Origin of the sequence: Streptomyces sp. NPDC050509 (assembly GCF_044457965.1) — a bacterium.
In the GTDB taxonomy this organism is placed as follows: Bacteria; Actinomycetota; Actinomycetes; order Streptomycetales; family Streptomycetaceae; genus Streptomyces.
Genome location: NZ_JBITHL010000009.1, coordinates 386,954 through 412,208, shown reverse-complemented (window position 1 = coordinate 412,208; position 25,255 = coordinate 386,954). Strand labels below are relative to the sequence as shown.

Here is a 25,255-nt window from a genome sequence, read left to right as displayed (position 1 = left end):
CCGTGGCGCAGCGCGTAGTGGTCACGCTCTCCGACGACATCGATGGCGGGGACGCGGCGGAAACGGTGGCGTTCGGCCTGGACGGGAAGTCGTACGAGATCGACCTCAATCCCGCCAACGCGAAGAAACTGCGTAAGGCCCTGGCGCCCTTCATGGCGGCCGGCCGAAAGCAGACAAATGGCAGCAAGCGCGGCAAGGCCCGTTCGACCTACCGGCACACGGCGCTCGCGCCCGACCCTGCGGCGGTGCGGGCCTGGGCCCAGTCCCACAAGGTGGAGGTGCCGGCCCGCGGCCGGATCCCGAAGCGGGTGTACGAGGCGTTCCACGAGGCGAGTTGAGCGACGGACACCGGGCGGCGCGCGCCGGGTCCACGCCCCGGTGCACGCCGGGCGCAGCCGGTCGAGTGACTGGTACGCGCACCGAGTTGCACAGCACCCCCACTGATCGGCTAGAGTTTGGAACACGCCGAGGGGCAAGGCCGAAAAGCCGAAGCCCGGGCAGCGTGCGGGTGTAGTTCAGTAGTAGAACGCCCCCTTTCCAAGGGGGAGGCGCAGTGTGCAATTCCTGTCACCCGCTCTACATCACTTCCGGTCCGGCTCAATGGATCAGGTACAGTGATGGACGCATCGCTCAGCCGAGCTCAGTCGATGCGATGCGGACGTAGCTCAGTTGGTAGAGCGCAACCTTGCCAAGGTTGAGGTCGCCAGTTCGAACCTGGTCGTCCGCTCAGAAATGAAGGCCCTGGTCTCCGGACCAGGGCCTTCTTCGTGCGTGGCCTTCGGCGCACTTCCCTCTCGCCGCCCTCGTCCCCTCGTCGGCGCTTTCGTGCTTCCGCGCTTCCGCGCTGATGACAAATGTCATCGGAGACGGTGACAGGGTGCACTGCCGAACAGCCCGCTCCGCCGAAATCCTGGAGTCATGACTCAGGCTTCGACGCAGGTACCGACTCAAGCACCCCGGGACGACGGCAGCGCGGTGATCGACGTGAACGCCCTGCGGCGCACGTACACGGGCGGGTTCACGGCGGTCGACGGAATCTCCTTCTCCGTGGCGCGCGGCGAGCTCTTCGCGCTGCTCGGGACGAACGGCGCGGGCAAGACGTCCACCGTCGAGCTACTGGAGGGCCTGGCCCGGCCCAGCGGCGGCGCGATCCGGGTGCTGGGCCACGATCCGTACACCGAACGGTCCGCCGTGCGCCCCCGAGTGGGCGTGATGCTCCAGGAGGGAGGCTTCCCCTCCGACCTGACGGTCACGGAAACGGTGCGGATGTGCGCGGGGTGCACCAGCGGCGCACGCCCGATCGGCGAGGCGCTGGAGCTGGTGGGGATGGGCCACCGGGCGGGCGTACGGGTCAAGCAGCTCTCCGGCGGCGAGAAGCGGCGCCTGGATCTGGCGCTGGCGCTGCTCGGGCGGCCCGAGGTGCTCTTCCTGGACGAGCCGACGACGGGGCTGGACGCCGAAGGGCGGCGTGACACCTGGGAGTTGGTGCGGGAGCTGCGGGCGGACGGCACCACCGTCCTGCTGACCACGCACTACCTGGAGGAGGCCGAGAGCCTCGCCGACCGGCTGGCGATCATGCACAGGGGCCGGATCGTGGCCTCCGGCACCCCCGCCGAGGTGACCGCGGCGCGGCCCGCGCGGATCCGCTTCAAGCTGCCCGCCGGCGTTCCCGCCGGGCGGCTCCCGCTGTCGCTGCGGGCGGCCGAGCAGGGCGACGGGCGGGTGGAGATCCGCACCCAGCGGCTCCAGCGGGACCTGGGCGAACTCATCCGCTGGGCCGAGGAGTCGGGCCTGGAGCTGGAGGCGCTGGACGCCCGCTCCGCCTCCCTCGAAGAGGCATTTCTCGACATCGCTTCGCAGCGCACGGAATCGGGGGACACACGATGAACACGACGAACAGCGGGACGGACAGTACGACGGACAGCAGGACGGACCAGATGAACAGGACGAACGGTCCGGCCATGGCGCGTGCGGAGAACGACCCGCCCGGCGGGAGGCGGACGACGGTCACGGGGCGCCTCAAGGCGCTCGGACGGGCGGAGTTCGTCATGCTCGTCCGGAACAGGACGGCGCTCTTCTCGGCGCTGATCGTGCCGGTGGCCATGATCGGGGCGATCAAGATGTCGCTCAAGGAGGTCGACCTGGGCGAGGTCGGGCTGAGCGGTATCGAGGTCGCGATGGCCGGCAGCATCGGCATGGTGCTGATCATGGCCGTGTACGCCAACCTCTCCGCCGCCTACACGGCCCGGCGCGAGGACCTGGTGCTCAAGCGGCTCCGTACGGTCGAGACGTCCGACCGCGAGATCCTGATCGGTACGGCGCTGCCCGCGGTCGTCCTGGCCTTCGCCCAGTCCTGCCTGATGATCGCGGGCGGTGTGGCGTTCCTCGGGGTGCGCGCGCCGCAGAACGCGCTGCTGCTCATCGGCGGACTGCTGGGGGGTCTGGTGCTGCTCAGCGCGCTGGCGGCCGCGACCTCGGCATTCACCCGTACCGTGGAGAGCGCCCAGATCACCACCATGCCGCTGTTCCTGGTGTCGGTGGTGGGCTCCGGACTGTTCGTACCGCTGGAAGTGCTGCCCGACCGGGTGGCCTCCATATGCGAGCTGCTGCCGGTGACCGGGGTCATGACCCTGATCCGGGCGGGCTGGCTGGGCGGTACGGAGGGGTACGACCTGCTCGGCGCGGCACTGAACGCGCTGGCCTGGATCGTGCTCGCCGGCTTCGCCGTACAGCGGTGGTTCCGTTGGGAACCGCGCCGCTGAGACGGCGCGGCGTCACCGGGCCGCACCGGGTCGCACCAAGATTCACCTGGATTCACCGGGATCCGCCGAACGGGGAGAGGAGACCTTGGGCCATGACCAGGCTGACCGGTCTGTGGAACCTGCGCCACAAGCCCGCCAGGATGCATTCCGCCCACCTGGTGGAGGTGTACACCCGCTACACCTTCTACGGGCTGGGGGGCCTCGAATTCGGGGCGCTCTCCCTGAACCTCACGGGCCAGGAGGGGCCCTGGCTGACCCTGCTGCTGCTTGTGCACTCCGTGCTGTGCTGCGCCCTCGCGGTGCGGGCCATGGAGTGGCGGCTGGGCCGGCGCCCGAGGCCCGTCCATCTGGTGCTGGCCGTGGGCGGGCTGTCGGCGGCCGGGATCCTCGGGCTGCTCGTGCTGATCGAGACCGGCGCGCTGCCCATGGACGGGAGGTTCGCCACCCTGCTGATGACCCTCGGGGGCTTCGGTGTCGCCTCGCTCGCCCTGGGCCTGCGGACGACGGAGCAGCGGGTGTACGCCGTGCTCGGCACGCCCGCGGCGACGGCCGTCGCGACCCTGCTCCTGGGCATGGGATGGCGCCAGGCCGGCCTGACCTTCATCGGGGTCCTTGCCATGGTCTCGATACTCACCAGTGCCTCCGTCTTCTCCATCTGGCTGGTCAAAGTCGTCTGGGAGCTGGACGGGGCGAACGAGCTGAGGACGCGGCTGGCGGTCGCGGAGGAGCGGCTGCGCTTTGGCCGCGACATGCATGACGTCATGGGCCGCAATCTGGCGGTGATCGCGCTGAAGAGCGAGTTGGCGGTGCAGCTCGCCGAGCGCGGACGGCCGGAGGCGATGACGCAGATGACCGAGGTGCAGCGGATCGCGCGGGAGTCGCAGCGGGAGGTGCGGGACGTCGTACGCGGCTACCGCGAGGCGAATCTGCACACCGAGCTGGAAGGCGCCCGGAGCGTGCTGGAAGCGGCGGGCATCGACTGCCGGATCGACGGGATCGAGACGATCGAGGGCGACATGCTGAACGGCGCACGGAGCGGGCACCGGGGCAGAGGCGGCGGACAGGGCAAGGGCGGCGGACCGGACAGCAGGGGTGGCGGACAGGGCAGGGGCGGCGGGCTTCCGACCGGAGTCCAGTCCGCGCTGGGGTGGGTGGTGCGCGAGGCGGCGACGAACGTCCTGCGGCACGGTGATCCGCGGCGGTGCACCGTACGGCTGTCGGAACAACCGTTGGAACGGACGTCGAAGAAGGCGGGATCCGGGGGCTGGGAGGCGGTTCTGATCGTGGAGAACGACGGCGTGCCGGAGCCCGATCCGGCCGAGGCCGGCTCGGAGACCGAGGGCTCCGCGGGGCAGCGGTCGAAAGGGTCCGGGCTCGCCGGGCTGCGGGAGCGGCTGGCCGCCGTGGACGGCACGCTGGAGGCGGGCCCCACGGGGAGCGGCGGCGGCTTCCGGCTGACGGCACGGGTGCCGCTGCCGAAGGAGCGGCCACGCCCGCGGCCGACGACGCCGGCCGGCTCGGGCGCGGGCGCGGCCGCGGGCGCGGAGGTGGCGGCGTGATGTCCGTACCCTCCGGGCCTTCCGGGCCTTCCGGGCCTTCCGGGCCTTCCGCCGAGTCCTCCCCCAAAGCGTCCCCCTCCGCGTTGTCCCCCTCCGCGTTGTCCCCCTCCGCAGCGTCCTCCGAGTTGTCCCCCTCCGTGGCGGCGGGCCCCGCTCCGGTACGGGTCCTCCTGGCCGATGACGAGCATCTGATCCGGGGGGCCGTCGCCGCGCTGCTCGCCCTTGAGGACGACCTGATCGTCGTCGCCGAGGCGGCCACCGGACCCGAGGCGCTGGCGATGGCGCTGGCCCACCGGCCCGACGTCGCCGTACTGGATCTCCAGATGCCGGGGGCGGACGGTGTGAAAGTCGCCACATCCCTCCGTACCGAACTGCCCGGCTGCCGGACGATGATCGTGACGAGCCACGGCAGGCCCGGTCATCTCAAGCGGGCGCTCGCGGCCGGGGTGCGCGGCTTCGTACCCAAGACGGTCAGCGCGCGGCAGCTCGCCGAGATCATCCGCGCCGTCCACGCCGGTAACCGCTTCGTGGACCCGGAGTTGGCGGCGGACGCGATCTCCGCCGGTGACTCGCCGCTGACCGCCCGTGAGGCCGAGGTCCTGGAGCTGGCGGTGGACGGTGCGCCGATCGCGGAGATCGCCGAGCGCGCCTCCCTGTCACAGGGGACCGTACGGAACTACCTGTCGTCCGCGGCCACCAAGCTGGGGGCGGAGAACCGGCATGCGGCAGTGCGTCTCGCGCGCGAGCGGGGTTGGGTATAGTTGGCGTCGCGCCACCGCGCAATAGGGCGGAAGCACAGCGGCGCATGCGGACGTAGCTCAGTTGGTAGAGCGCAACCTTGCCAAGGTTGAGGTCGCCAGTTCGAACCTGGTCGTCCGCTCAGAGAACGGGAAGCCCCCGGCCGAATCGGTCGGGGGCTTTTCGCCGTCCCGGGGGCTTTCCGCTGCCAGGGCCCTGCCGGCTCTACCAGCTCTTGCCGGTGAGAAGTTCGTACGCCTCCAGGTACTTCGCCCGGGTCGCGTCCACGATCTCCTGCGGCAGCGGGGGCGGCGGCTGCTCGCTCGCGCGGTCCCAGCCGGAGGCCGGCGAGGTCAGCCAGTCGCGTACGTACTGCTTGTCGTACGACGGCTGCGCGTGGCCCGGCTCCCAGGTGGCGGCGGGCCAGAAGCGCGAGGAGTCGGGCGTCAGCACCTCGTCCGCGATCACCAGACGCTCGCCGTCGAAGCCGAACTCGAACTTCGTGTCGGCGAGGACGATCCCCCGGTCGCGGGCGATGTCGCGGGCCCGTGCGTAGACGTCGAGGGTCGTCCGGCGCAGCAGGGACGCGTTCTCGGTGCCGATCAGGCGGACCACTTCGTCGTACGACACGTTCTCGTCGTGGTCGCCGACGGCCGCCTTCGTGGCGGGCGTGAAGATCGGGGCGGGCAGCTCGGACCCGTCGACCAGCCCTTCCGGGAGCGCGAGCCCGCAGACGGTACGGGTCTGCCGGTACTCGGCGAGGCCCGAGCCGGTGAGATAGCCACGCGCGACGCACTCCACCTGGACCATGTCGAGGGACTCGCAGACGAGCGTGCGGCCGGCCCAGTCGGCGGGGGCGCCCTCGGGGATGTCGGTGGAGATCACATGGTTCGGGACGAGGTCCGTCAGCCGTTCGAACCACCAGAGCGAGAGCTGGGTGAGGACCCGGCCCTTGTCCGGGATCTCGGTGGGCAGGACCCAGTCGTACGCGGACAGGCGGTCGCTGGCGACCATCACGAGGTCGCCCGCCTCGTTCCGGTACAGATCGCGCACCTTGCCGGTGTGGATGTGCACCAGACCCGGCACCTGAACGGGCTCGGGCTTTTCTACGAATCCGGACACGGTTCCTCCCCGTGGTTCTGTCCGATCTAGGAGATCGCCTTGATTCTCCCGTATGCCGGAAGCCGCAGCTCGCAGGGGTGGCCGGAGGAGTGTTCGTCGTGTTCGCCGCACGGGCCGTGTTCGCTCCACGGGTCCCGGTCGGTCCCGGTCAGTCCCGTTTGCAGATCCGGTCGAGGAGGTTGGCGGTCGCGCGCTGGATCCGGGGGTCGACATGGCCCGGGCGGTCCAGCGCCGGGGACCAGGCGAAGGTGCCCGAGGCGAAGACGAGCGCGCCGGACGGGGCGCGGTAGAGCGAAGTCTCCTGGTGGCGCTTGGCGTTCTCGCTGTCGCGGTACGGGGAGTGCGCGAGCAGGATCCGGTCCTGGTGCTCGGGCAGCGCCGTACGCGGGAAGTACCGGTCCGCCTCGCCCGCGACCAGCCCCGCGATCTCGTCGCCCTCGGCCGCCCCGACGGCCTCCCAGAGCCAGTGGTGCGCGTTCCGTACGACGAGGGGGTGCGGCTCGGGCACCCGGCCCGCGTACTGGATGCCGAGGAGCTGCTGCTCCGCCCTGTCCACCTCACGCCAGAGCGCGGGACGCCCGGGGCCGCGGCGCTTGCGGCAGGTGAGGAGGCGGTCGGGGACGCCGGAGGCCGAAGGGCCCAGCTCCACCTGCCAGTAGAGGGAGTTGGCGGAGAGGAAGACGAGCGAGGTGCCGTGGTCGCGGGCGGCTTCGACGGTGGTCCGCATGGGAACGGACCAGTACTCGTCGTGGCCCGGGAAGATCAGGCCCTGGTAGCGGGTGGGGTCGACGCGGCCCGCGTGCAGGTCGCGGGCGTCGGCGTACGCGAGGTCGTAGCCGTAACGCTCGGCCCAGCGGATGAAGTCGTAGGCGTGGCCGACGTGGAGGGGCAGGCCCGCGCCCGCGTAGGGGCGGTCGAAGGAGACGGTGGTCGCGGCGTCCTGCTCGCCGAGGAGGCGGCCCTGTTCGTCCCAGGCGTGGTAGAGGCTGGCGCCGGTGTGGCCGTCCTCGGGATAGAGGTTGTACGCCTGCCAGGTGATGTCCGGGAGCAGGAGGAGCAGATCGGCGGGGCGGCTGTCGCGGACCGTGAAGGGGACGTGGGAGCGGTAGCCGTCGACCGTGGTGAGGACGGCGACGTAGGCGCCGAGGGACCAGTACGACGGGACCTGGAGCCGCCAGGAGAGCCACCAGTGGTGGCAGGAGACCGTGCGGTCGGCGGTGAGGGGCGGGGACTGGACGACGCCGGGGAGACGCGGACTGGTGGTGATCTTGAAGGCGCCGTCGCCTCCGTAGTGCCCGATCCGGTAGATGTCGACGAAGAAGTCCTGCGGCGGGTCGACGGTGACGTGGAAGTCGATCGCCTCGCCCGGGGCCACGGCGCCGTCGGACACGAAGCCCTTGATCTGCCGCCGTACGTCGTCGGCGGTACGGGGGCCACCGCTGCGGCCCGCGCCCAGCGTCGGGTCCGCGTACCAGGGCACGACCTGGCCGGTGTCGTCGAGGTAGTTCTCGCTGCCGCGCAGCCAGGGCAGCGGGCCCTGGCCGAACGGGTCGCTGACCGCGTGGGCGAGAGCGCCCGATTCCCACCGCCGGATCTGGTCCGCCCCCATGGTGCGCCCCTCCTCCGTGCCGCCGCGCCCTCAGGGGGCACGGATGTTGATGCACGCGTCGATGCGTGCGCCGACGCGCCGGTAGTACGACGGTAATACGGCCGTTTGACCGGTCAGTGACACGGTCGACGGTCGGCTCCGGACACCAGCACATCACAAAACGCGTGTGGCCCGTCACCGTTCGTCGCGAATTGAAGTGAACGGAACGAAATGCTCCGGAACGCGGGCCGGGATGGGTGGTTGGCGTTCCGGGGGGCCAAATATCCGCGTACGAGGGCGAAACGGAACAGGCGGTGGCGGGAGCGGGGAACGCATTCAGCCACCCGGTAGCGGAGATTCCGGGGGTACGGGGGCGGGCTGATCGGGGGCGGCCGGGAGCGGGCGCGGTGGGGTCCCCGCAACGACCGCCGGTCAGGCGGTCGCGGGCGGTCTCACACGAGGCGTACGGGCTTCTCCGCGCGGACGCCCAGGGAGGCCAGCCACGAGCGGAGCGGCTCCGCGTCGCCGCCCTCGACCAGGCTGAGGACGCGCCCGCCGAGATCGGCCCTGCGCACGCCGTCGACCAGCAGGGCCGGGCCGTCGAGCCAGTCCAGACCGGGGGCGGCGCCCGCCGTGTCGACGGCGGAGCAGCAGACCATCGCCGTGACGTGGTCGGCGAGCAGCTCACGGCCGGTGCGGGGCGGCTGGAGCGGGAAGAGGGGCAGCGGGTCGGTGCCCCAGAGCGCGAGGGCGTCACCTCCGGCCTCGGCCGGGGTGGCCGGGGCCGCCGCCTCCTCCCTGGCCAGCTCGGCGCTGATGCCGGCGGCCAGGGCCTCACCGGTCTCGCCGCCGCCGCGGCGGGAGCCGGAGAGGTGGTCCATGACCCGCGCCAGGGTGGGCCCCTGGACGGGACCGGAACTCCCCGAGCCCACAGAGCCGTCGGGGCCGTCGGGGCCCTGGGCTCCGGGGCCGAATACGGAGCCGGCGCCCCGCCCGCCCGTACCGGCGACGGGCGCGGCAACCGGTACGACACCCGCACCGGCGCCCGTACCGACCCCGGCGCCGCCCTCCATGCTGTCCAGGACGCGGTGCAGCCGGGCGGCCTCCGTACGCCACTTGCGGTCGACGACCTCCTCCGGATACTGCTGCCAGTCCACCGGGGACCAGTCGGGGCCCGCCTCGGCCGGGCCGCCGTGGAAGAGGCGGGCGGCGAGCAGGGAGGCCGCCTCGTCGACCGTCCCCGGCTCTTCGAGCAGGTCACAGGCGGGGCGCTCGCCGAGCCGGGAGGCGAAGCCCTCCGCGAGGCGGTCGCGGCGGGACAGCTCCGTCAGGGCGGAGACCACACCGGCGTCGAGGCGGGAGGGCCAGCGGCCCATACGCCAGGCGGGCAGCGCGACGCGCGTGAGCAGCCGGTCCCACCCCGCGTACGCGAGGCCCACCTGCTCCTGGGCGACGATCCGCAGGCCGTAGTCGACCGCCTGGGCTCGCTCGGACGCGGCGGAGGCGACGCCCCGCTCCATCAGCGCGGCGTGCTCGCCACAGCCGCGCAGCAGCACGCGGGCGACGCGTCCGACGATGCCGAGGGCCACCCTGCGGACCGGCCCGAGCCCCGGGGCCGCAGCGACGGCGACCGCCGCGTCGAGCCCCCGGACGAAGCGGCGGGCCGCGGCTATGTCCGGGTGCGCGGAGAGCCCCGTACCGGCGACGACCGGGGCGAGGACGGCGCGCAGCTCCGCGACGCGCATCCACCAGAGGAAGGGCGAGCCGATCACGAGAACGGGGGTGGCGACGGCCCCGCCCCGCACTCCGCCGGGCCCCGGGCCGCCGCTCGTACCGGCGGCCGATTCGGCGCCCCGTCGACCGGCGGGGCCGCCCGGGGCGGCCGGGGACAGAACCGCCCGGCCGAGTGCACGATCGAACATGCGTCCGCGCGACTGCGTGTGCCCCGGATGCGTACGGTCCTCCAGCCAACTGTCGCAGTCCGGGGTCAGCGCTATGGCGGAGGGAGCGGGAACCTCCAGCCGCTCCGCGAGATCGCGGACCAGCCGGTAGAGATCGGGCGCGGCCTTCTCCGAGACCGCGACGGTGGGGCTGAGGGCGGGCTTGGCGCGCGCGACGACGGCGGCGACAGCGGCGGCGAGCACCAGCACGGCCACGGCGAGAACCGAGACCACCCAGCGCGCGACATTCCACCCCGCGCCGCCGAGGTGCCCCGTCGCCCCGCCGGCCAGCAGCACGACGGCGAAGGCCGCGGGCAGCAGCGCGACGGCCAGGGCCCTGCCGCGCAGCCGCAGCACGGCGAGCGCGCGGACACGGGCACCCTGAGCGCCCAGCTCGTCACCGATCCCGGAACCGGACATGGTCGGACCTCACCCCCTCTGCCGTGTCGGCTGCGTTGCTCACTCCCCCACTGTGGCACCCGCCACTGACATCGCAATGCCGGTGGGCCAAGTGCCGGAACGCATGCGCCGCACCCTAGTTGGGCCCCGAAGACCCGTCATCCGGATGGCCCAACCGTCACCCGATGGAATGGCTCTGGTCAAAGCTGCTGACGCCCGGGCTTCAGAGCCTCGCCAGGACTCCTTCGGAGCTCCCCCGGGGCACCCCGGGGCTCCGTACGACTGCGAGCCGTGGCCCGGGCGACAGGGCTACGGCTCGCATACGTACGCGAAGACGGCGAACAGGGCGGCGAACAGGACGAGGACCTGCCCGTGAACGGGGCGGGAAACCGATCGGCGAGGACCGCCCGCCGGTATCAGCCCTCCGAGGCGCCAGAGGCGGTGCGCGCGATGTCCGTACGGTGCTGGGAACCCGCGAGGCGGATCCGGCCCAGCGCCGTGTACGCGCGCTCGCGGGCCTGCGTCAGGTCCTTGCCGGTGGCCGTCACGGACAGCACGCGCCCACCGGCGCTGACCACCGTGTCGCCGCCGTCGCCCCGGCCGGTCTCCAGCCGGGTCCCGGCGTGCAGGACGTACGCGTCGGGTCCATCCTGGGCCGCGACCTCGTCGAGCCCTTCGATCGGGTCGCCGGTGCGCGGGGTGTCCGGGTAGTTGTGCGAGGCGACGACCACCGTGACCGCCGCGTCGTCGCGCCAGGCCAGCGGGGGAAGCTCCGCGAGGTTCCCCTCGGCCGCCGCCAGCAGGACACCGGCCAGCGGGGTCCTGAGGCGGGCCAGGACCACCTGGGTCTCGGGGTCGCCGAAGCGGGCGTTGAACTCGATGACCCGTACACCGCGACGGGTGATCGCGAGGCCCGCGTACAGCAGCCCGGCGAACGGCGTGCCCCGGCGGCGCAGTTCGTCCACCGTGGGCTGGAGGACGGTCTCCAGGACCTCGTCCACCAGCTTGGGGTCGGCCCACGGGAGCGGGGAGTACGCGCCCATGCCGCCGGTGTTGGGGCCCTCGTCGCCGTCGAGAGCGCGCTTGAAGTCCTGCGCGGGCTGGAGCGGCAGCACCGTCTCGCCGTCGGTGATCGCGAAGAGCGAGACCTCGGGGCCGTCGAGGAACTCCTCGATGACGACCCGGCCACAGGCGATGCCGTGCTCGCGAGCGGCGGCGAGATCGTCGGTCACGACGACGCCCTTGCCTGCCGCGAGCCCGTCGTCCTTGACGACGTAGGGCGGGCCGAACGCGTCGAGCGCCTCGTCGACCTGCTCCGGGGTGGTGCAGACGTAACTGCGTGCCGTCGGGACGTTCGCCGCGGCCATCACGTCCTTGGCGAACGCCTTGGAGCCCTCCAGCTCGGCGGCCTCCTTCGACGGGCCGAAGCAGGGGATGCCCGCGTTCCGTACGGCGTCGGCGACCCCGGCCACCAGCGGCGCCTCGGGTCCGACGACGACGAGCCCCGCCTCCAGCTCGGTGGCGAGACGGGCCACGGCCGCGCCGTCCAGCGCGTCCACCGGGTGCGACTCGGCCACCTCGGCGGTGCCGGCGTTGCCGGGCGCGCAGTGGAGAGCGGTGACCTCGGGGTCGAGGGACAGAGAGCGGCACAGGGCGTGTTCGCGGGCGCCGCCGCCGATGACAAGGACCTTCACGTGAGGCAGCCTAACCGGGCGGGGCCGCCGGCCCGTGTGCGGGCCGTTGGCTGAGACGCCGAAGGGCGGCCCGTCATTCGTTCGTGTATTCCTCCACGACCGTCGCTCCCAGCTCGCGGACGATCAGGTCGTGGCCGGAGAGCGCGGAGTCGACGAGATCCGGATCGTCCTCCTCCGCCGTGTCGTCCTCCGGGGCCACGGTGTGCGGCGGGGGCGGTGAGGCGGGTCTGTTGTCGGAGCGCGGCGGCTCGGGGCGGGAGGAGGGGGCGGGCGCGGCGGGGCGCGGCCCCTGGGAGGCGGACGCGGGACCGGAGCCCGAGCCTGGACCCGGTCCGGAGGCCGAGCCGGGGCCGGGGCCCGAGGAAGCGCCGTAACCGCCCCCGCCACCGCCGGACGGGGCCCCCGCGCCGCCAGGCGCGCCGTAACCGCCGCCTCCGTACCCCCCACCGCCGCCCGGACCGCCGCCGGAGGGTGCCGGGGGCGGGGTGCCGCCGGACGGGTCGACGATCGCCTCGATCTTCCACTGCACCTGGAACTGCTCGGCGAGGGCCTGCTTGAGCACGGCCTCGCTGCCGCTGCTCGTGAAGTTGTCGCGGGCGCCCGCGTTGATGAAGCCGACCTGGAGCGTCGTCCCGTCGAACCCCGCGACCTGCGCGTTCTGGCTGAGCAGGATCCAGGTGAAGCGGCGGCGGTTCTTGACGGCCTCCAGGATGTCCGGCCACATGTGCCGCACCTGCCCGGCGCCCTGCGCCATCCCCGGGCTCGCCGCACCCGCCGCGGGGCCGGGCATGGGAGCGGATGCCGGGGCGGCGGGCGCGGGGGCGGGTGCGCCGGCCCCCTGAGGCGCGCCCTGCCCCGGCGTGGAGGCGGTGGGCCAGCCGCCGGGACGCCGCCCGGTCTCGGCGGCGCCCGCGCCGGCGCCGGGCCAGGCCCCGGGCCGCTGGGGCGCGGGGGCCGGAGCGGATGCGGGGGCCGGAGCGGATGCGGGCGGGGGGGCCGGCGCGGGGGGCGGCGCCTGGGCGGCGGCCTGCGCTGCCTGCGCCGCGGCGGCGGCCCGAGCGGCGGCAGCGGCCGGATCCTCCACCGGAGCGGGCGGCGGTACGGCGGCATGGCTGTCGGGACCGGGAACGTACCCGGCCGCGGGCCCGGCGCCGCCACCGGAGAAGGCGGCCCCGGCGACCGAGGAGGTGGCGGCGGCTCCCCGCTCCAGCCGGTCGAGGCGCGCCTGGACCGAACGCTCGTCGTCGAACGCCGCGGGCAGCAGCACCCGCGCGCAGATCAGCTCCAACTGGAGCCGGGGCGAGGTGGCGCCACGCATCTCCGTCAGCCCGGTGTTGACGAGATCGGCGGCCCGGCTCAGCTCGGCCGCGCCGAAGACGGACGCCTGGGCCTGCATCCGCTCGACGACATCGGCGGGGGCGTCGATCAGCCCCTTCTCGCCCGCGTCCGGCACGGCGGCCAGAATGACCAGGTCCCGAAGCCGCTCCAGCAGGTCCGCGACGAAGCGCCGCGGATCGTTGCCGCCCTCGATCACCTGGTCCACGACCTCGAAGGCCGCGCCGCCGTCCCCGGCGGCGAACGCGTCCACCACGGCGTCGAGCAGCGAGCCGTCCGTATACCCGAGCAGGGCCGTGGCCATGGCGTACGTCACACCGTCGTCGGCCGCGCCCGCCAGCAACTGGTCCATCACGGACATCGAGTCACGCACGGACCCGGCGCCGGCCCGTACGACCAGGGGCAGCACCCCGTCCGCGACGACGGCGCCCTCCCTGCCGCACACCTCGGCGAGATAGTCCCGCAGCGTCCCGGGCGGCACCAGCCGGAACGGGTAGTGGTGCGTACGCGACCGGATCGTCCCGATGACCTTCTCGGGCTCGGTGGTCGCGAAGATGAACTTGAGATGCTCCGGCGGCTCCTCGACCACCTTCAGCAGGGCGTTGAACCCCGCCGAGGTGACCATGTGCGCCTCGTCGATGATGTAGATCTTGTAACGACTGCCGGCCGGCCCGAAGAACGCCTTCTCCCGCAGATCACGCGCGTCGTCCACACCACCGTGCGAAGCGGCGTCGATCTCGATGACGTCGATCGACCCCGGCCCGTTCCTGGCCAGGTCCTGGCACGACTGGCACGTACCGCACGGCGTGGGCGTCGGCCCCTGCTCGCAGTTCAGACAGCGCGCGAGGATGCGCGCACTGGTCGTCTTCCCACAGCCACGCGGCCCACTGAACAGGTAGGCGTGATTGACCCGGTTGTTGCGCAGGGCCTGCTGCAGCGGGTCAGTGACATGCTCCTGCCCGATGACCTCGGCGAACGACTCGGGGCGATAGCGGCGGTACAGCGCAAGGGACGACACACCTACGACGATATCGGCCCCCTACGACAAAGCCGCCCTCCACCGCCACCCACCACGCAAGCGCCCCCCACGCACCCGCCAGAGCCAACCTACCCTTGCTGCCTTCCGGCCCTGGGGGAGTTCAGTCAGATAGCGCCACGTGAGGGGCTCCGCACACAGTACCCGATCCCGACCCCCGCGAACGAGTTCGCGAGCACGGCCCAGCGTCTTGTATTGTTTGCGGCGGAGGATTCGCCTAGTGGCCTAGGGCGCACGCTTGGAAAGCGTGTTGGGGGCAACCCCTCACGAGTTCGAATCTCGTATCCTCCGCCATTGCTCTCACCGGGCAATACGTTGAAGGGCCCCGCAGCTTGCTGCGGGGCCCTTCGGCGTTGGTGGTCTCAGTTTTGGTCTCAGTTGCCGTTCGACCCTGGTCTGGGGGCCTGCGCCCGCTCGATGCGGCGTCGCTCATGGGGCGCACGCTGAGGAACAGATACGCCACCACCCGCCGCCACCGTGTGCGCTCCTCACAGAAGGAGGAGCGCACGGAGCTCCTCGTCCCTCAGCAGGGCAAGGACGTGAGGGTCCGTATCCACGAAGATAGCGTCGGCGTTGTCGGAGACGGCCTTGTGCAAGGCCGCATAGCAGACATCGGCGAAGGGTTGGTCGCGCATGCGCCAGAGGTGGAAGCGCATGTCGTCCGGCTGGCCCTCGTCCCGCGCCCGCGCCCACCCCTTGAGGTCGCCCCCCAGGCTCCGCCAGGCACCTTCTCGGGCCCTTGGGCGCCTCCCCTCGTTGAGCCCGCAGACGTCGATCGTCCACTGGCCCTTCTTCGAACCCTCGACCGCTCGGTAGTGGCCACTCTCCAGCTGTAGATCGAGATGCTCGATGGGGTCATCGCGCGTCGGATCCACAAGGAGGGAACCGATAAGCCCATCGTTCCTGTGCTGGTCTCTCTTGAACCGAGAGTTACAGGTGGAGCAGGCGAGGAAAAGGTTCGGCCAGAAGAACGTCCGGAGCGCGCACCGAGACTTAGGGACGAAGTGGTCGACCGTGTCGGCCATGTGGTTGCCGCAGTACATGCAACAGTCCAGGCCAGGGGCCATGGTCTCAAGCTCATCCTTGACCGGCCGGTAGATGTCCCGGCGTACAGTTTTCCGGTCCCACATCCGGTCGGCGTGCTCGATACGTTCGGCTATCGGAGTGCCCGCCAGTTCCTGGGTGAGCCTCACGAGGGAGGATTCCAGTTCGGAGGACAGGCGCTGCCGTACGAGTTTGATCACGTACTGCTGGCCCCCCGTCTCCTTGCCCCCAGATCGAGCTCGTCCAGGCGGGTGGACTGTGAGCTGGCCAGCTTCCTGCGCAGTTCACGGAACCTCTGCATCGTCGCGGCGTCGGCCCGCCCCGTCGCAACCTCATACTCCAGGTCTGCTAGTTCCTCTCTCATCTCCTCGGCTCGGCGGGAGAACGGCGTTTCAAGCCCGAAGAAGTCCGACAGGACCGCATCGTCACCGGTCCCGTAGACGACCCTGCCGTAGAGATCGTCGTCCACCACCTCGGGAGGGACCTGCTCATTCGGCGCGGGGAGCATGATCAGTCCGCCCGGGTCAGCGGCCTGGCAGACGTAGGGGCTGTGCGTGGAGACAATGAACTGCACGGCGGGGAAGTGGGCCTTGAACCACTCGCCGATGCGCTGCTGCCAGGAGACGTGCAGGTGGGCGTCGACCTCGTCGATGAGGACGATGCCGGGGTGGGGCAGGTACGGCCGATTGCCGTCTCGGCGTAGGTCCAGGGTTCCGTAAGCGGCGTGCATCTGCCGTACGACGTCCAGAACCAGCGCGGTGACCGTACGCAGGCCATCACTCATGCGCCGTAGTGCGATGAGAGGCCCCTCGCCGTCGACCCGTTTCAGCCACAACCCTCGTGAGGTGACCTCCTCAACACGAAAGTTCCCCGGCAACAATCCGTCGTTAAGAAGGGCAAGTACCGATTCGAATAGTCGGTCAACTCCGGCTTCGCCCTCCATCTGGCGCATACGCACAGATACGAGCCACTCGACCGACTCCGTGAGCGCCGACTCTTCTTGGAAAAGAGTGCGCAGAGCCTCGGCTCGATCAGGAGTCTGCGGATCACGTTCACGCAACCCGGTGCCGCTGAGCCTTCTGAAGGGGCCATACGCCGCGTGGAACCAGCCGGCAGGAGGCGACGGTGACCACAAGAGGCGTGTGGCCTTCGTACGGGAGACGAAGCGCGCCCGCGTGGGCGGCTCATCGTCCTGGCTGAGCGGCTCCCTGTCCGGGCCCCATTCGATCGCTGTCCTCAGGCGGTCGGATGGCCTGGGAGCGCCGAGATCGGCATCCGCATCAGCGCAGAAAGTGGCTTCCAGCAGACCGCGCGCCAACCCGTATGAGAGATGGTCCTCGATCTCATTGTCCAGCCGACTGGCCCGCTCGGGCCCTGCCAGCGCCAAGGCGATCGTCCTCAGCAGGGTCGTCTTCCCCGAGCCGTTTCGCCCTGCCAGCACTGTCCAGCCCGCGCAGCTTCCATCTGGGCGCGTGAAATCGAGGTCGCAGGCACGGGCGCCGTGGAACCCACGTACGCCGTCGAGCCGGAGCCTCGTCACATACACCGGGCTGCCCTTCCCTGCACTGTCCGGGCCACGTGGCCCGCCGCAATCTACCGCCCACTCTACGGACGTGCACTGACAGTGACTCGTCGCGGTCCGTGGCCGGATCTGGACGGTCGGCGTCCGTGGCGACGCGCACGTACCGTATGCGCGTACCGCCGATTGATGTAATGAGCGAGACTGACGAGCCGAATCGGGACGCGTCCGAGGCACAGAGCATTCAAGTACGGGGAGGGGTCGTGAGCGTTGCTGGCACGCAGACGGGCGACAGGGTCGAGAGCGCTCTGCATGAGGCCGGATGGCGCGTGTGCGCCCCACATGAGCGTGACCTTAGGCCAGGCGCGACGGCCGTCCGGACCGTCCACCCTCACGACCCCGGCCTCCGCGTCTATCTCCTCTACGTCGACCAGGATCTCAGCGGCCTCGTCGTGGCCGGAGCGGACGCGGTTGACCCTCGCGACCTGATCGCCGAAGCCGACCGGCTCGCCGCCCCACTCGCCGAACAGCACCCCAAGCGCGCCTGGCAGGGACGCTCCCTGCCCTTCCGCTACGGAACCAATGGCCACGTCTGGCGCTTCCGCAACGCCCTCGACGCCGAGCGCCTTGATGGCACGTCCGCTCCCGACTCCCCGGAGGGCGGAGCTCGCAGTCGCTACGTCTTCGCCCCCGCCCGCCCGGCCACCGTCGCCCGCTGGAAGCGTGAGGCCCTGCGCGATCCCGAGGCGCCGACCCTGCGGGCCCGGCTGCGCCACCTGCCTACCTTCCTCCTCGACCCGCAGCGGCAGTTGTACGACGCCCAGCGCCGCTCGATCGAGGGCCTGGAGAAATCCCTCGCGACGGATCAGCCACGGGCCTTGATCCAGATGGCAACCGGTTCCGGCAAGACGTACACCGTGGTGCAGGCGAGCCACCGGCTCCTTGATCACGCGGACGCCCACCGGATCCTCTTCCTTGTCGATCGCAACAACCTGGGTGACCAGGCACGCGATGAGTACCGCGACTTCGTCCCGGCGGGTTCGAAGAAGGCGCTGCACGAAGAGTTCCCCCTCAAGCACCTCTCGGGCGGGAAGTCGGGCCTGGCCGACTCCGACAAGATCGTGATCACCACAATCCAGAGGCTGTGGTGCAAACTGTCGGGTCAGCCGCTGCCGGAACCGGGCAGTGAGGGCGAGGAGGCATTCGAGGCGGGTGGCACGGCGGGGCTCACGGACGGGCGTCCCGAAGTCCTTTACTCGGCCGAACTCCCGCCCGACTACTTCGACTTCATCGTCATCGACGAGTGCCATCGCTCGATCTACGGGACTTGGCGGCCCGTCCTTGAGTACTTCGACGCTCACATCGTGGGCCTGACCGCAACCCCGATTGGGCCGACGTTCGCCTTTTTCCAAGAGAACCTCGTCAGCACGTACTCGTTCGAGGAAGCCGTCGCCGACGAGGTCAATGTCGACTACGACGTCTACAAGATCTCGACACGGATCAGCCGTGAGGGCTCGCTGATCCGGGCCACGACTCCAACGGTCGCCCCCGATGGCAGGATCGAGCAGCTGAACACGGTCCTCGCCCACGTGGACCGCGTGACGCGAACACGGCACTGGCGCCAACAGGAAGAGGACGACGCGTACGCACCGTCCGAACTCAACAAGCGTGTGGAGTCCACCGGCCAGATCCGCACGATCATCAAAACCTTCAAGGACAACCTCTTCACCGAGGTCTTCCCTCCGCAGGTGGACCTCGACACCGGCGAGGTCGTCCACGAGCGGAAAGTCGTGCCCAAGACACTGATCTTCGCGGCCAGCGACAGACACGCAGACGCGATCGTTGACGAGGTGCTTCGCGCATGGGACGGCGCCGGAGATGACTTCTGCAAAAAGATCACCAGTGCGGCGTCCCGCCCGGACAAGGCCATCCGCGACTTCCGCAACAAGCCCGAGATCCGGATCGCCGTCACCGTCGACATGATCGCCACCGGTACCGACATCCCGGCCCTGGAGTGCCTGGTCTTCATGCGGGACATCAGGACATGGTCGTACTTCGAGCAGATGAAGGGCCGCGGCGCTCGGATCATCAAGCCTGAGGTCCTGAAGCAGATCACCGAGGACGCGCTGTGCAAGGACCGATTCGTCATCATCGACACGGTCGGAGTGACCGAGCACGCCATGGTCGACGCGAGACCGCTCGTACGAGACGGGATGGCGGATATTCCCAGCCTTGAGAAGCTCCTCAAGGCGTGTGAGGACGGACGTCCTCTGTCGGCTGACGACGCCGCCACGTTGGCCGGACGCCTCAGCCGTCTCGGTCTGCGCCTGGACGACGAACAACTCACCCGGATCGAGGGCAGCGCTGGCGGCCGCAAGCTGACCGAGCTGGTGACGGGCCTCGTCCTGGCGACCGACCCCGACAGGCTGGCAGGGGAGCGCGTAAGGGTCACGGTGGAGGACTCGGTGTCGGGCCTTCCGCAAGCCGGTGACCTGGGGAACGCAGAGTCGGCCCCGGAATCAGCTGAGGACGCAGTCGACGCCATGCTGATCGAGGCGCTGCGTCCCTTCATGGAGCGGGAGGCGCTGCGCACGGCGCTGCTGGAGGCAGCCAGGGAGCGCCGCTGGATCAAGATCGACCATCTCAGTCAGGACGGCGGCGTGATCGCCGAGGGCGTGACGGATGCCATGCGCGCCGAGCGGACGGTTACGGACTGGCGCAAGTACATGGAGAACCAGCGGGAACGGTTCACCGACCTGCGCATCGCCTTCGAAAAACGTCGGCCACTGAGCGAGGTGCGGGAGCGCATCGACGAGGTCCTCGGTCTGGTCAGTCCGCCGCAGCAGCGCTGGACTCGCCAGCGGGTCTGGAAGGCATACGTCGACTTCGGCATCGCGCGTGCCGGGCGGCGGCGCGGTGCGGGGCTGCCCGAGCTGCTGTCGGTACTGCGCTTCGAGCTGGGGCTCGACGGGGATGAGTTCCGGCCATACCGGGATACCGTGGACCTCCGCTTCCAGGAGTGGCTCGCGCGTCAGGAGACAGCGGGAGCGACGTTCACGGAGGAACAGCAGGAGTGGCTGCGGCGCATCGTGGGCGTGGTTGCCACCTCGGCGACCGTGTCGCTGGAGGCGCTGGACCAGCATGCGGTGTGCCGCGCTGAGGGCGGCTGGAGCAAGTTCAGGGAGGTGTTCGAGGGAGGCTCACGAACACCGGACGAGCTGATTGTTGAACTGGATCAGGAACTGGGTGCGTGAGCGTGGATAGCGGTGAAGAGGGCTTGGGGACGCCGGGCAGCTCAGGTGCAACAAGGCTGCCGGCGGGGTGGGCCTGGGTGAAACTTGCGGACATTCTCATCGCGCCTACAAGCAATGGCCGCTCTGTGCGCTCGGATGACGACGGTTTTCCGGTCCTAAGGCTCACGGCGCTCAAGGATGACGGGGTCGACCTCCGCGAATACAAACTGGGCGACTGGACCGTGGAGGAAGCTGCGCCCTACCTAATCCGGCCGGGTGACTTCCTCGTCAGCCGAGCAAGCGGATCACTCAGCTTGGTGGGGCGGGGCGCCTTGGTCACGTCCGTGATGGAGCCTGTCGCCTACCCGGACACGATGATCCGGATCCGCACCAGCCCGGAGCACATCGAGCCACGGTTTCTAGCGCACCTCTGGGCTTCCCCAACCGTCCGTCGGCAGATCGAGAGATCGGCGAGGACCGGTACAGGGATCAATAAGGTCAGCCAGTCTGCCATTCGGGAAGTCGCCCTTCCACTACCTCCAACGGCAGAGCAGCGCCGCATCGCCGACGCCCTGGACGAGCGCCTGGCGCGGCTGAACCAGATCGAGGCGCGGCTGGGTGCCGCTCAGCTTCGGTTGAAGTCACTCCACGAAGAGGTGCTCGCCACTGCCTTCGGGACTACCGAAGACTCCATCGCATCCCTCCGGGACGTACTGCAAGAACCCCTCACCAATGGCAAGTCCGTGCCCACGAGTGAGGGAGACGATGGTTTCCCCGTCCTTCGACTCACAGCCCTGACAGCTAGCGTCGTTGATCTCTCGCAGCACAAGCACGGCGAATGGTCCGCTCAGGACGCTAAGCCCTTCGTCGTTCGGGAGGGCGACTTCCTGGTCTGCCGCGGCAACGGATCGCTCCCCCTCGTAGGCCGGGGTGCGCTCGTGCCGGAGGTTCACGCTCCGGTCGCGTTCCCCGACACCATGATCCGGATCCGGGCGGACTGTGAGCGCGTGCTCCCTCGCTATTTGCACTATGTCTGGGCGTCTCCCTCAGCCCGGAAGCAGATCGAGCGAGGAGCACGGACAGGCACTGGCATCTACAAGGTCAACCAGAAACTGCTCGATGAGATTCAGCTGCCCTTCCCATCCCTCGATGTGCAGCGCAAGATCGTAGACGATATCGATCGGGCTCTTATTCACGTAGGCGCGTGCGCAACCGGTGTATCTGATGCCCTCATGCATGCCACGGCCCTCCGCCATGCCCTCCTTTCCCAAGCTTTCGCCGGCCACCTCGTCGCCCAGGACCCCGACGACGAACCCGCCGAGGACCTCCTCAAGCGCATCCGCGCCGGGCGCGAGGCCGCCGACGCAGAGCGGAAAGCAGCACGGCGGGCGGCCTCCCAGGCCAAGCGGAAGAGCCAGGCCAAGCCCAAGGCGCCTGCCCCGGCGGACGTCCCGCCGCCCTCTGCCTCCACCACAGACGCCCCCCTCTCCGAGGGCGAACAGGCCACCCTCTCCCTGGAGTTCAACGCGTGAAGCTGGAAGCCCGCCGTCTCGTCGACCGGCTCTGGAACTACTGCAACGTTCTGCGCGACGACGGCGTCTCAAGTCTCGAGTACCTGGAACAGCTCAGCTTCCTGGTGTTCCTGAAGATGGCAGCCGAGATGAAGGAAGCCGACAAGGACCTTCCAGAGGACAAGCGACGCCACGTCCTGCCGGAGACCAAGGAGTGGCTCCTCCGTGGCTGGCCGGAACTGCTCGACCTCACGGGCAGCGCCCTGGAAGAGGAGTACACCCAGCTGCTCACCGACCTCGGCAAGCAAGATAAGGGTCAGAACACCACCCTCGGCCTGATCTTCCACCGCGCCCGGAACCGGCTCCAGAACCCGGCCAACCTCCGCCGCCTCATCGTCGATCTGATCGACAAGGAGGAGTGGCACAGCTCCAGCAAGGACATCAAGGGCGACGCCTACGAGGCACTGATCGCCCGCAGCGCCGAGGACACCAAGGCCGGCGCCGGGCAGTACTTCACACCCCGGGTGCTCATCGAGTCCATCGTCCGGTGCATGCGGCCCACCCCGGAAGACACCATCACCGACCCTGCCTGCGGCACCGGCGGCTTCCTGCTCGCCGCGCACGGCTACATCGTGCAGGAGTACGGCGATGACATGTCCACGGAGGAGTCCGCCCGTTTCGACAAGGGCGCGATCTGGGGCACCGAACTTGTCCCGGCGACCGCTCGCCTCGCAGCGATGAACTTGCTCCTCCACAAGATCGGCAGGCCCGAGGGTGAGCCCCTTATCCACGTGAAGGATGCCCTCGCCAGACCTCCCGCCAAGCGCGCTTCGATGGTCCTCGCCAATCCGCCCTTCGGCAAGAAGTCCTCGATCGTGATCACCAACGTCGACGGCTCGGTCAGCCGCGAGGACATGTCGTACCACCGCAGGGACTTCTGGGAGACCACCACCAACAAGCAGTTCAACTTCGTCCAGCACATCGCGAACCTGCTCACCGACAACGGCCGTGCCGCCGTGGTCCTCCCCGACAACGTCCTCTTCGAAGGCGGCCGGGGCGCGAGTATCCGCCGCGAACTGCTCAAGCGCTACAACCTCCACACCATGCTGCGCCTGCCCGCTGGCATCTTCTACGCTGGCGGCGTCAAGGCCAACGTCCTCTTCTTCGACGCCGCTCCGCCCCGCCGCAGCAACGACGAGCCCCCGCACACCCAGGAGCTTTGGGTGTATGACCTGCGCACCGGCAACCGCTTCACACTGAAGCAGAACCCGCTGCTCCCCGGGCACCTTGAGGACTTCGAGAAGCGTGCTTTCGGCGTCGGCACCGACGACCCGGATGGCGCCATCGACCGCCGCGTACCCGAAGGTCGCCTCCAGGTCTTCGACGGTGCCGAAATCGTTGCCACCAAGGACGTCAATCTCGATATCGGCCTGATCGAACCGGAGGCGGCGGAGGCTAAGTCTCTGACCGAGCTAACACTCGCGCTATCCGCGGACCTGCGCGGGGCGCTGATCGAACTGGAGCAGCTAGCAGCCGACTTGGACATTAAGCTGCCGCCGACGGCGACGTAGCTGCGGCAAGAGAGCCCTGTGCAAGGCCGGTCAGGGCTCGCCCACTCATAGTCCGCCTACCACTCGTCGGTGTCGCCGTACTTCCCTGGGTACTGCGCACGGTCCACCGCCTGTGCACACGCCTCGGCGAAGGCGGCCTCTACGGCCTTCTTGTCCGTCCCGCGCGCGTTGGCCTCGACCTCCTGGCCCGTGCCAGGGAGCCGGACCGTACGCCAGACCGACGAGCGGCCCGTGTAGGCATCAGTCTCGAACTCCCAAGCCGGCACCGACCACCGGGCGGGGAGCCCGGTCGTCGCGCGCTCCCCGCCCGGGAGGAACAGGGCTCGGGCGTGGAAGACAACGGTCCGCTCCGGCATCTGGTCGCGCACTACGCGCACGCCACCGGGTTGATGGCGTTCCCAGCGCCCTCGGTCCCACTCCTCAACCTCAGCCGTTCGATCCGGCCAGTCCTCGCTCCACTGGGCAACAACCTCGGCCGCGTGCCCGCGCTGCACGAAGGGCACCCTCCGCTCGCCAAGGCGGGCAACATGGACCATCAGCTCCGCGAGTACTGGGCTGTGGTCGGCAGCGGACACAACTGCTCCGACGGCCTTAGCTGAATCGTTGGCCCAGAGCAGACCGCCGATCTTGTCAGCTGTGTCCTTGAGGACGCGACTGGTCAGGTGCTGGTAGCGACGGCGCATCCGCGCAGACTTGCCGGGCTCCCAGCCCATGATGGCGTCCACCACCGCGTCGGAGACACCGAGGATCAGCAAGACCGTCGCCGCGGTGTGGCGGGCGTCGTGGAGGCGGCCGTCGCGGACTCCCGCAGCCTTCAGCAGGTCCTTCCACTTGTGAAAGTCCGTGTTCGGGTTCAAGGGCTCGCCGATGGGCGACGTGAAAACGTACCCCTTCTCCGTCCAGAGGTCGCGGGCGAGGGCGCGCTCTCGGGCCTGCGCCTCCCGGTGCCGGCGGAGGAGGTCCATCAGCTCGTCCGGGGCACCGATAGGACGCTGCCCGGCGCGTGACTTCACGTTGCTGGTCTCGCGTCGGATGTTGATCTTCTGCGGGCAGAAGCCGGGCTTGCGGCCGCAGCGGTCGCCGCAGCCGTGCTGGTATCGAGGCCGCAGGCGCCCCCGGCGGACGCGGATGACGCCGAGTTCGAAGTCGACGTCGGTCCACTGCATGCCGAGGACCTCACCCTGACGAAGGCCGAGCGCCAGGGCGATGACCCAGCGGGCTGCGTTGCGGTACTTCCCCGCTTCTGCCAGGAGGCGCTGGACTTCCTCGACCGAATACGGCTCGACTTCGTCCTCTGCGAGGCGAGGCGCCTTTGCGATCGTGGCCGGGTTGCGGGTGAGGTGGCCACGCCGCACCGCCTCGTTGAGGGCAGTGCGAACGGTGCGGTGGGTCTGGTGCGCGGTGCCGGCGGCGCTTCCAGTCTCCTGCATTTTCTTATAGAAGCGCTCCAGGTGTTCCGGCTCCAGCTTCTCCAGGCGGTGGGCACCCAGGCCGGGGATGAGGTGGTGATTCACCGCGACGCGGTAGCCGTCGATGGTGTTCTCGGAGACGTTCGGCGCGGCAATGTTTTCGACCCAGTGGGTAAGCCAGGTCTCTAGCGTCCAGCTCTGTCCGGCCTTGCGGACCGAACCCTTGTCTCGTTGCCGCTCCAGCTCCCGTACGACCTTGGTGACCTCGGCTCGGGTCTTGCGGCTGACGTGACGGCGGTCGGGCTTGCCGTCGTCCTTCACGCCGACGGTGACACGGCCGTGCCAGCGGCCGTCCTTGCCGAGATAGATGCTGGAGGCTCCATTGGGCTGACGGCTATTCGCCGTCGCGCCCCGCGTCATGCTGCGGTCCCGAAGTCGCCGACCGTGAGGCGCCGAGCCAGGAAGTCGTTCACCGCCTCCGCTGGGATGCGGCGCAAGCTGTCGATCTTGACCGAGGAGATTTCGCCGGAGGTGACGTACTCGTACAGCTTCGTGCGGCCGATGCCGATGCGTCGCGCGGCTTCAGCGACGGTGAGGGCAACGAGGGTGGTGTCGTCTTGGGCCGGCCGACGTTCGGAGATCAGGTTCCGCAGGTCGTCCTCGGGGACGTCCAGCAGGTCGGCTATCAGGGCAAGCGGAAGGTCGCTTCGGTGCAAGGGAGGGTCCTCTCCTGGCAAGCCATGGGACGGCGAATCCCGGCAGGCCAGCAAGTCGTTCAGGGATGGGCGTGAAGAG

17 protein-coding genes, 4 tRNA genes and 1 other RNA gene are annotated in these 25,255 nt (G+C 70.0%); 12 read left to right on the top strand and 10 right to left on the bottom strand.

Going from position 1 to position 25,255, the window contains the following annotated elements; genetic code table 11:
• The first annotated feature begins 2 nt into the window (after window positions 1-2).
• The 8 genes from ACIBJC_RS26870 to ACIBJC_RS26835 all read left to right on the top strand — a co-directional run bounded on the left by ACIBJC_RS26870 (window position 3) and on the right by ACIBJC_RS26835 (window position 5,201).
• Window positions 3-338, top strand: a complete 336-nt coding sequence (locus tag ACIBJC_RS26870; protein ID WP_329827545.1) for an Lsr2 family protein — start codon at window positions 3-5, stop codon at window positions 336-338.
• 166 nt (window positions 339-504) lie between these two features.
• Window positions 505-576 (top strand) — tRNA-Gly (locus tag ACIBJC_RS26865).
• A 78-nt stretch (window positions 577-654) separates the two neighbouring features.
• Window positions 655-727 (top strand) — tRNA-Gly (locus tag ACIBJC_RS26860).
• A 191-nt stretch (window positions 728-918) separates the two neighbouring features.
• The gene (locus tag ACIBJC_RS26855) at window positions 919-1,887 is read left to right on the top strand and encodes an ABC transporter ATP-binding protein (RefSeq protein ID WP_399296648.1); all 969 of its coding nucleotides are present in this window, start codon (window positions 919-921) and stop codon (window positions 1,885-1,887) included.
• 50 nt (window positions 1,888-1,937) lie between these two features.
• Window positions 1,938-2,762 carry an ABC transporter permease gene (locus ACIBJC_RS26850; protein ID WP_399296813.1) on the top strand — a complete coding sequence of 275 codons (825 nt, stop codon included), beginning with the start codon at window positions 1,938-1,940 and terminating at the stop codon, window positions 2,760-2,762.
• A gap of 92 nt (window positions 2,763-2,854) precedes the next feature.
• Window positions 2,855-4,321 carry a sensor histidine kinase gene (locus ACIBJC_RS26845; RefSeq protein ID WP_399296645.1) on the top strand — a complete coding sequence of 489 codons (1,467 nt, stop codon included), beginning with the start codon at window positions 2,855-2,857 and terminating at the stop codon, window positions 4,319-4,321.
• A gap of 137 nt (window positions 4,322-4,458) precedes the next feature.
• A complete protein-coding gene (locus ACIBJC_RS26840; protein WP_399296811.1) occupies window positions 4,459-5,082 on the top strand; it encodes a response regulator in 624 nt (207 codons plus the stop codon).
• A 46-nt stretch (window positions 5,083-5,128) separates the two neighbouring features.
• A tRNA-Gly gene (locus tag ACIBJC_RS26835) sits at window positions 5,129-5,201 on the top strand.
• A gap of 83 nt (window positions 5,202-5,284) precedes the next feature.
• Here ACIBJC_RS26835 and ACIBJC_RS26830 read toward each other — a convergent pair.
• From ACIBJC_RS26830 to ffs, 6 genes are all read right to left on the bottom strand, one after another.
• Window positions 5,285-6,181 (bottom strand): phosphoribosylaminoimidazolesuccinocarboxamide synthase, encoded by an 897-nt coding sequence (locus ACIBJC_RS26830; RefSeq protein WP_399296643.1) that lies wholly within the window; start codon window positions 6,179-6,181, stop codon window positions 5,285-5,287.
• 148 nt (window positions 6,182-6,329) lie between these two features.
• Entirely contained in the window at window positions 6,330-7,790 is a 1,461-nt protein-coding gene (locus tag ACIBJC_RS26825) for a N,N-dimethylformamidase beta subunit family domain-containing protein (protein WP_399296641.1), read from the bottom strand.
• Window positions 7,791-8,221: 431 nt separating this feature from the next.
• Complete coding sequence (locus tag ACIBJC_RS26820) at window positions 8,222-10,129, bottom strand: hypothetical protein (RefSeq protein WP_399296639.1); 1,908 nt, start codon at window positions 10,127-10,129, stop codon at window positions 8,222-8,224.
• Window positions 10,130-10,524: 395 nt separating this feature from the next.
• Window positions 10,525-11,802, bottom strand: a complete 1,278-nt coding sequence (purD, locus tag ACIBJC_RS26815; RefSeq protein WP_399296637.1) for a phosphoribosylamine--glycine ligase — start codon at window positions 11,800-11,802, stop codon at window positions 10,525-10,527.
• 73 nt (window positions 11,803-11,875) lie between these two features.
• On the bottom strand, window positions 11,876-14,155 hold the full coding sequence (locus tag ACIBJC_RS26810; RefSeq protein WP_399296635.1) for a DNA polymerase III subunit gamma and tau: 2,280 nt from the start codon (window positions 14,153-14,155) through the stop codon (window positions 11,876-11,878).
• 56 nt (window positions 14,156-14,211) lie between these two features.
• An RNA gene (gene ffs / locus ACIBJC_RS26805) (signal recognition particle sRNA small type) lies at window positions 14,212-14,306 on the bottom strand.
• A gap of 73 nt (window positions 14,307-14,379) precedes the next feature.
• Between ffs and ACIBJC_RS26800 the strand changes: the two genes are divergently transcribed.
• Window positions 14,380-14,467 (top strand) — tRNA-Ser (locus tag ACIBJC_RS26800).
• A 194-nt stretch (window positions 14,468-14,661) separates the two neighbouring features.
• Here ACIBJC_RS26800 and ACIBJC_RS26795 read toward each other — a convergent pair.
• Both ACIBJC_RS26795 and ACIBJC_RS26790 read right to left on the bottom strand, forming a co-directional pair.
• The gene (locus tag ACIBJC_RS26795) at window positions 14,662-15,417 is read right to left on the bottom strand and encodes an HNH endonuclease (RefSeq protein ID WP_399296633.1); all 756 of its coding nucleotides are present in this window, start codon (window positions 15,415-15,417) and stop codon (window positions 14,662-14,664) included.
• Window positions 15,414-16,763, bottom strand: coding sequence for an AAA family ATPase (locus ACIBJC_RS26790; protein ID WP_399296630.1), 1,350 nt, complete (start codon window positions 16,761-16,763; stop codon window positions 15,414-15,416). Before ACIBJC_RS26790 ends, ACIBJC_RS26795 begins: the two co-directional genes overlap by 4 nt.
• A gap of 236 nt (window positions 16,764-16,999) precedes the next feature.
• Between ACIBJC_RS26790 and ACIBJC_RS26785 the strand changes: the two genes are divergently transcribed.
• The 3 genes from ACIBJC_RS26785 to ACIBJC_RS26775 are packed head-to-tail and all read left to right on the top strand — an operon-like array spanning window position 17,000 to window position 23,051.
• Window positions 17,000-19,990 (top strand): DEAD/DEAH box helicase family protein, encoded by a 2,991-nt coding sequence (locus ACIBJC_RS26785; protein ID WP_399296627.1) that lies wholly within the window; start codon window positions 17,000-17,002, stop codon window positions 19,988-19,990.
• Window positions 19,987-21,501, top strand: a complete 1,515-nt coding sequence (locus tag ACIBJC_RS26780; protein ID WP_399296625.1) for a restriction endonuclease subunit S — start codon at window positions 19,987-19,989, stop codon at window positions 21,499-21,501. Before ACIBJC_RS26785 ends, ACIBJC_RS26780 begins: the two co-directional genes overlap by 4 nt.
• The gene (locus ACIBJC_RS26775) at window positions 21,498-23,051 is read left to right on the top strand and encodes an N-6 DNA methylase (protein WP_399296622.1); all 1,554 of its coding nucleotides are present in this window, start codon (window positions 21,498-21,500) and stop codon (window positions 23,049-23,051) included. The genes ACIBJC_RS26780 and ACIBJC_RS26775 overlap by 4 nt, the downstream gene beginning before the upstream one ends.
• Before the next feature lie 56 nt (window positions 23,052-23,107).
• Here ACIBJC_RS26775 and ACIBJC_RS26770 read toward each other — a convergent pair whose 3' ends face one another.
• A complete protein-coding gene (locus ACIBJC_RS26770) occupies window positions 23,108-24,880 on the bottom strand; it encodes a tyrosine-type recombinase/integrase (protein WP_399296620.1) in 1,773 nt (590 codons plus the stop codon).
• Window positions 24,877-25,176 (bottom strand): helix-turn-helix domain-containing protein, encoded by a 300-nt coding sequence (locus tag ACIBJC_RS26765; RefSeq protein WP_399296618.1) that lies wholly within the window; start codon window positions 25,174-25,176, stop codon window positions 24,877-24,879. Before ACIBJC_RS26765 ends, ACIBJC_RS26770 begins: the two co-directional genes overlap by 4 nt.
• Between the last annotated feature and the right edge of the window lie 79 nt (window positions 25,177-25,255).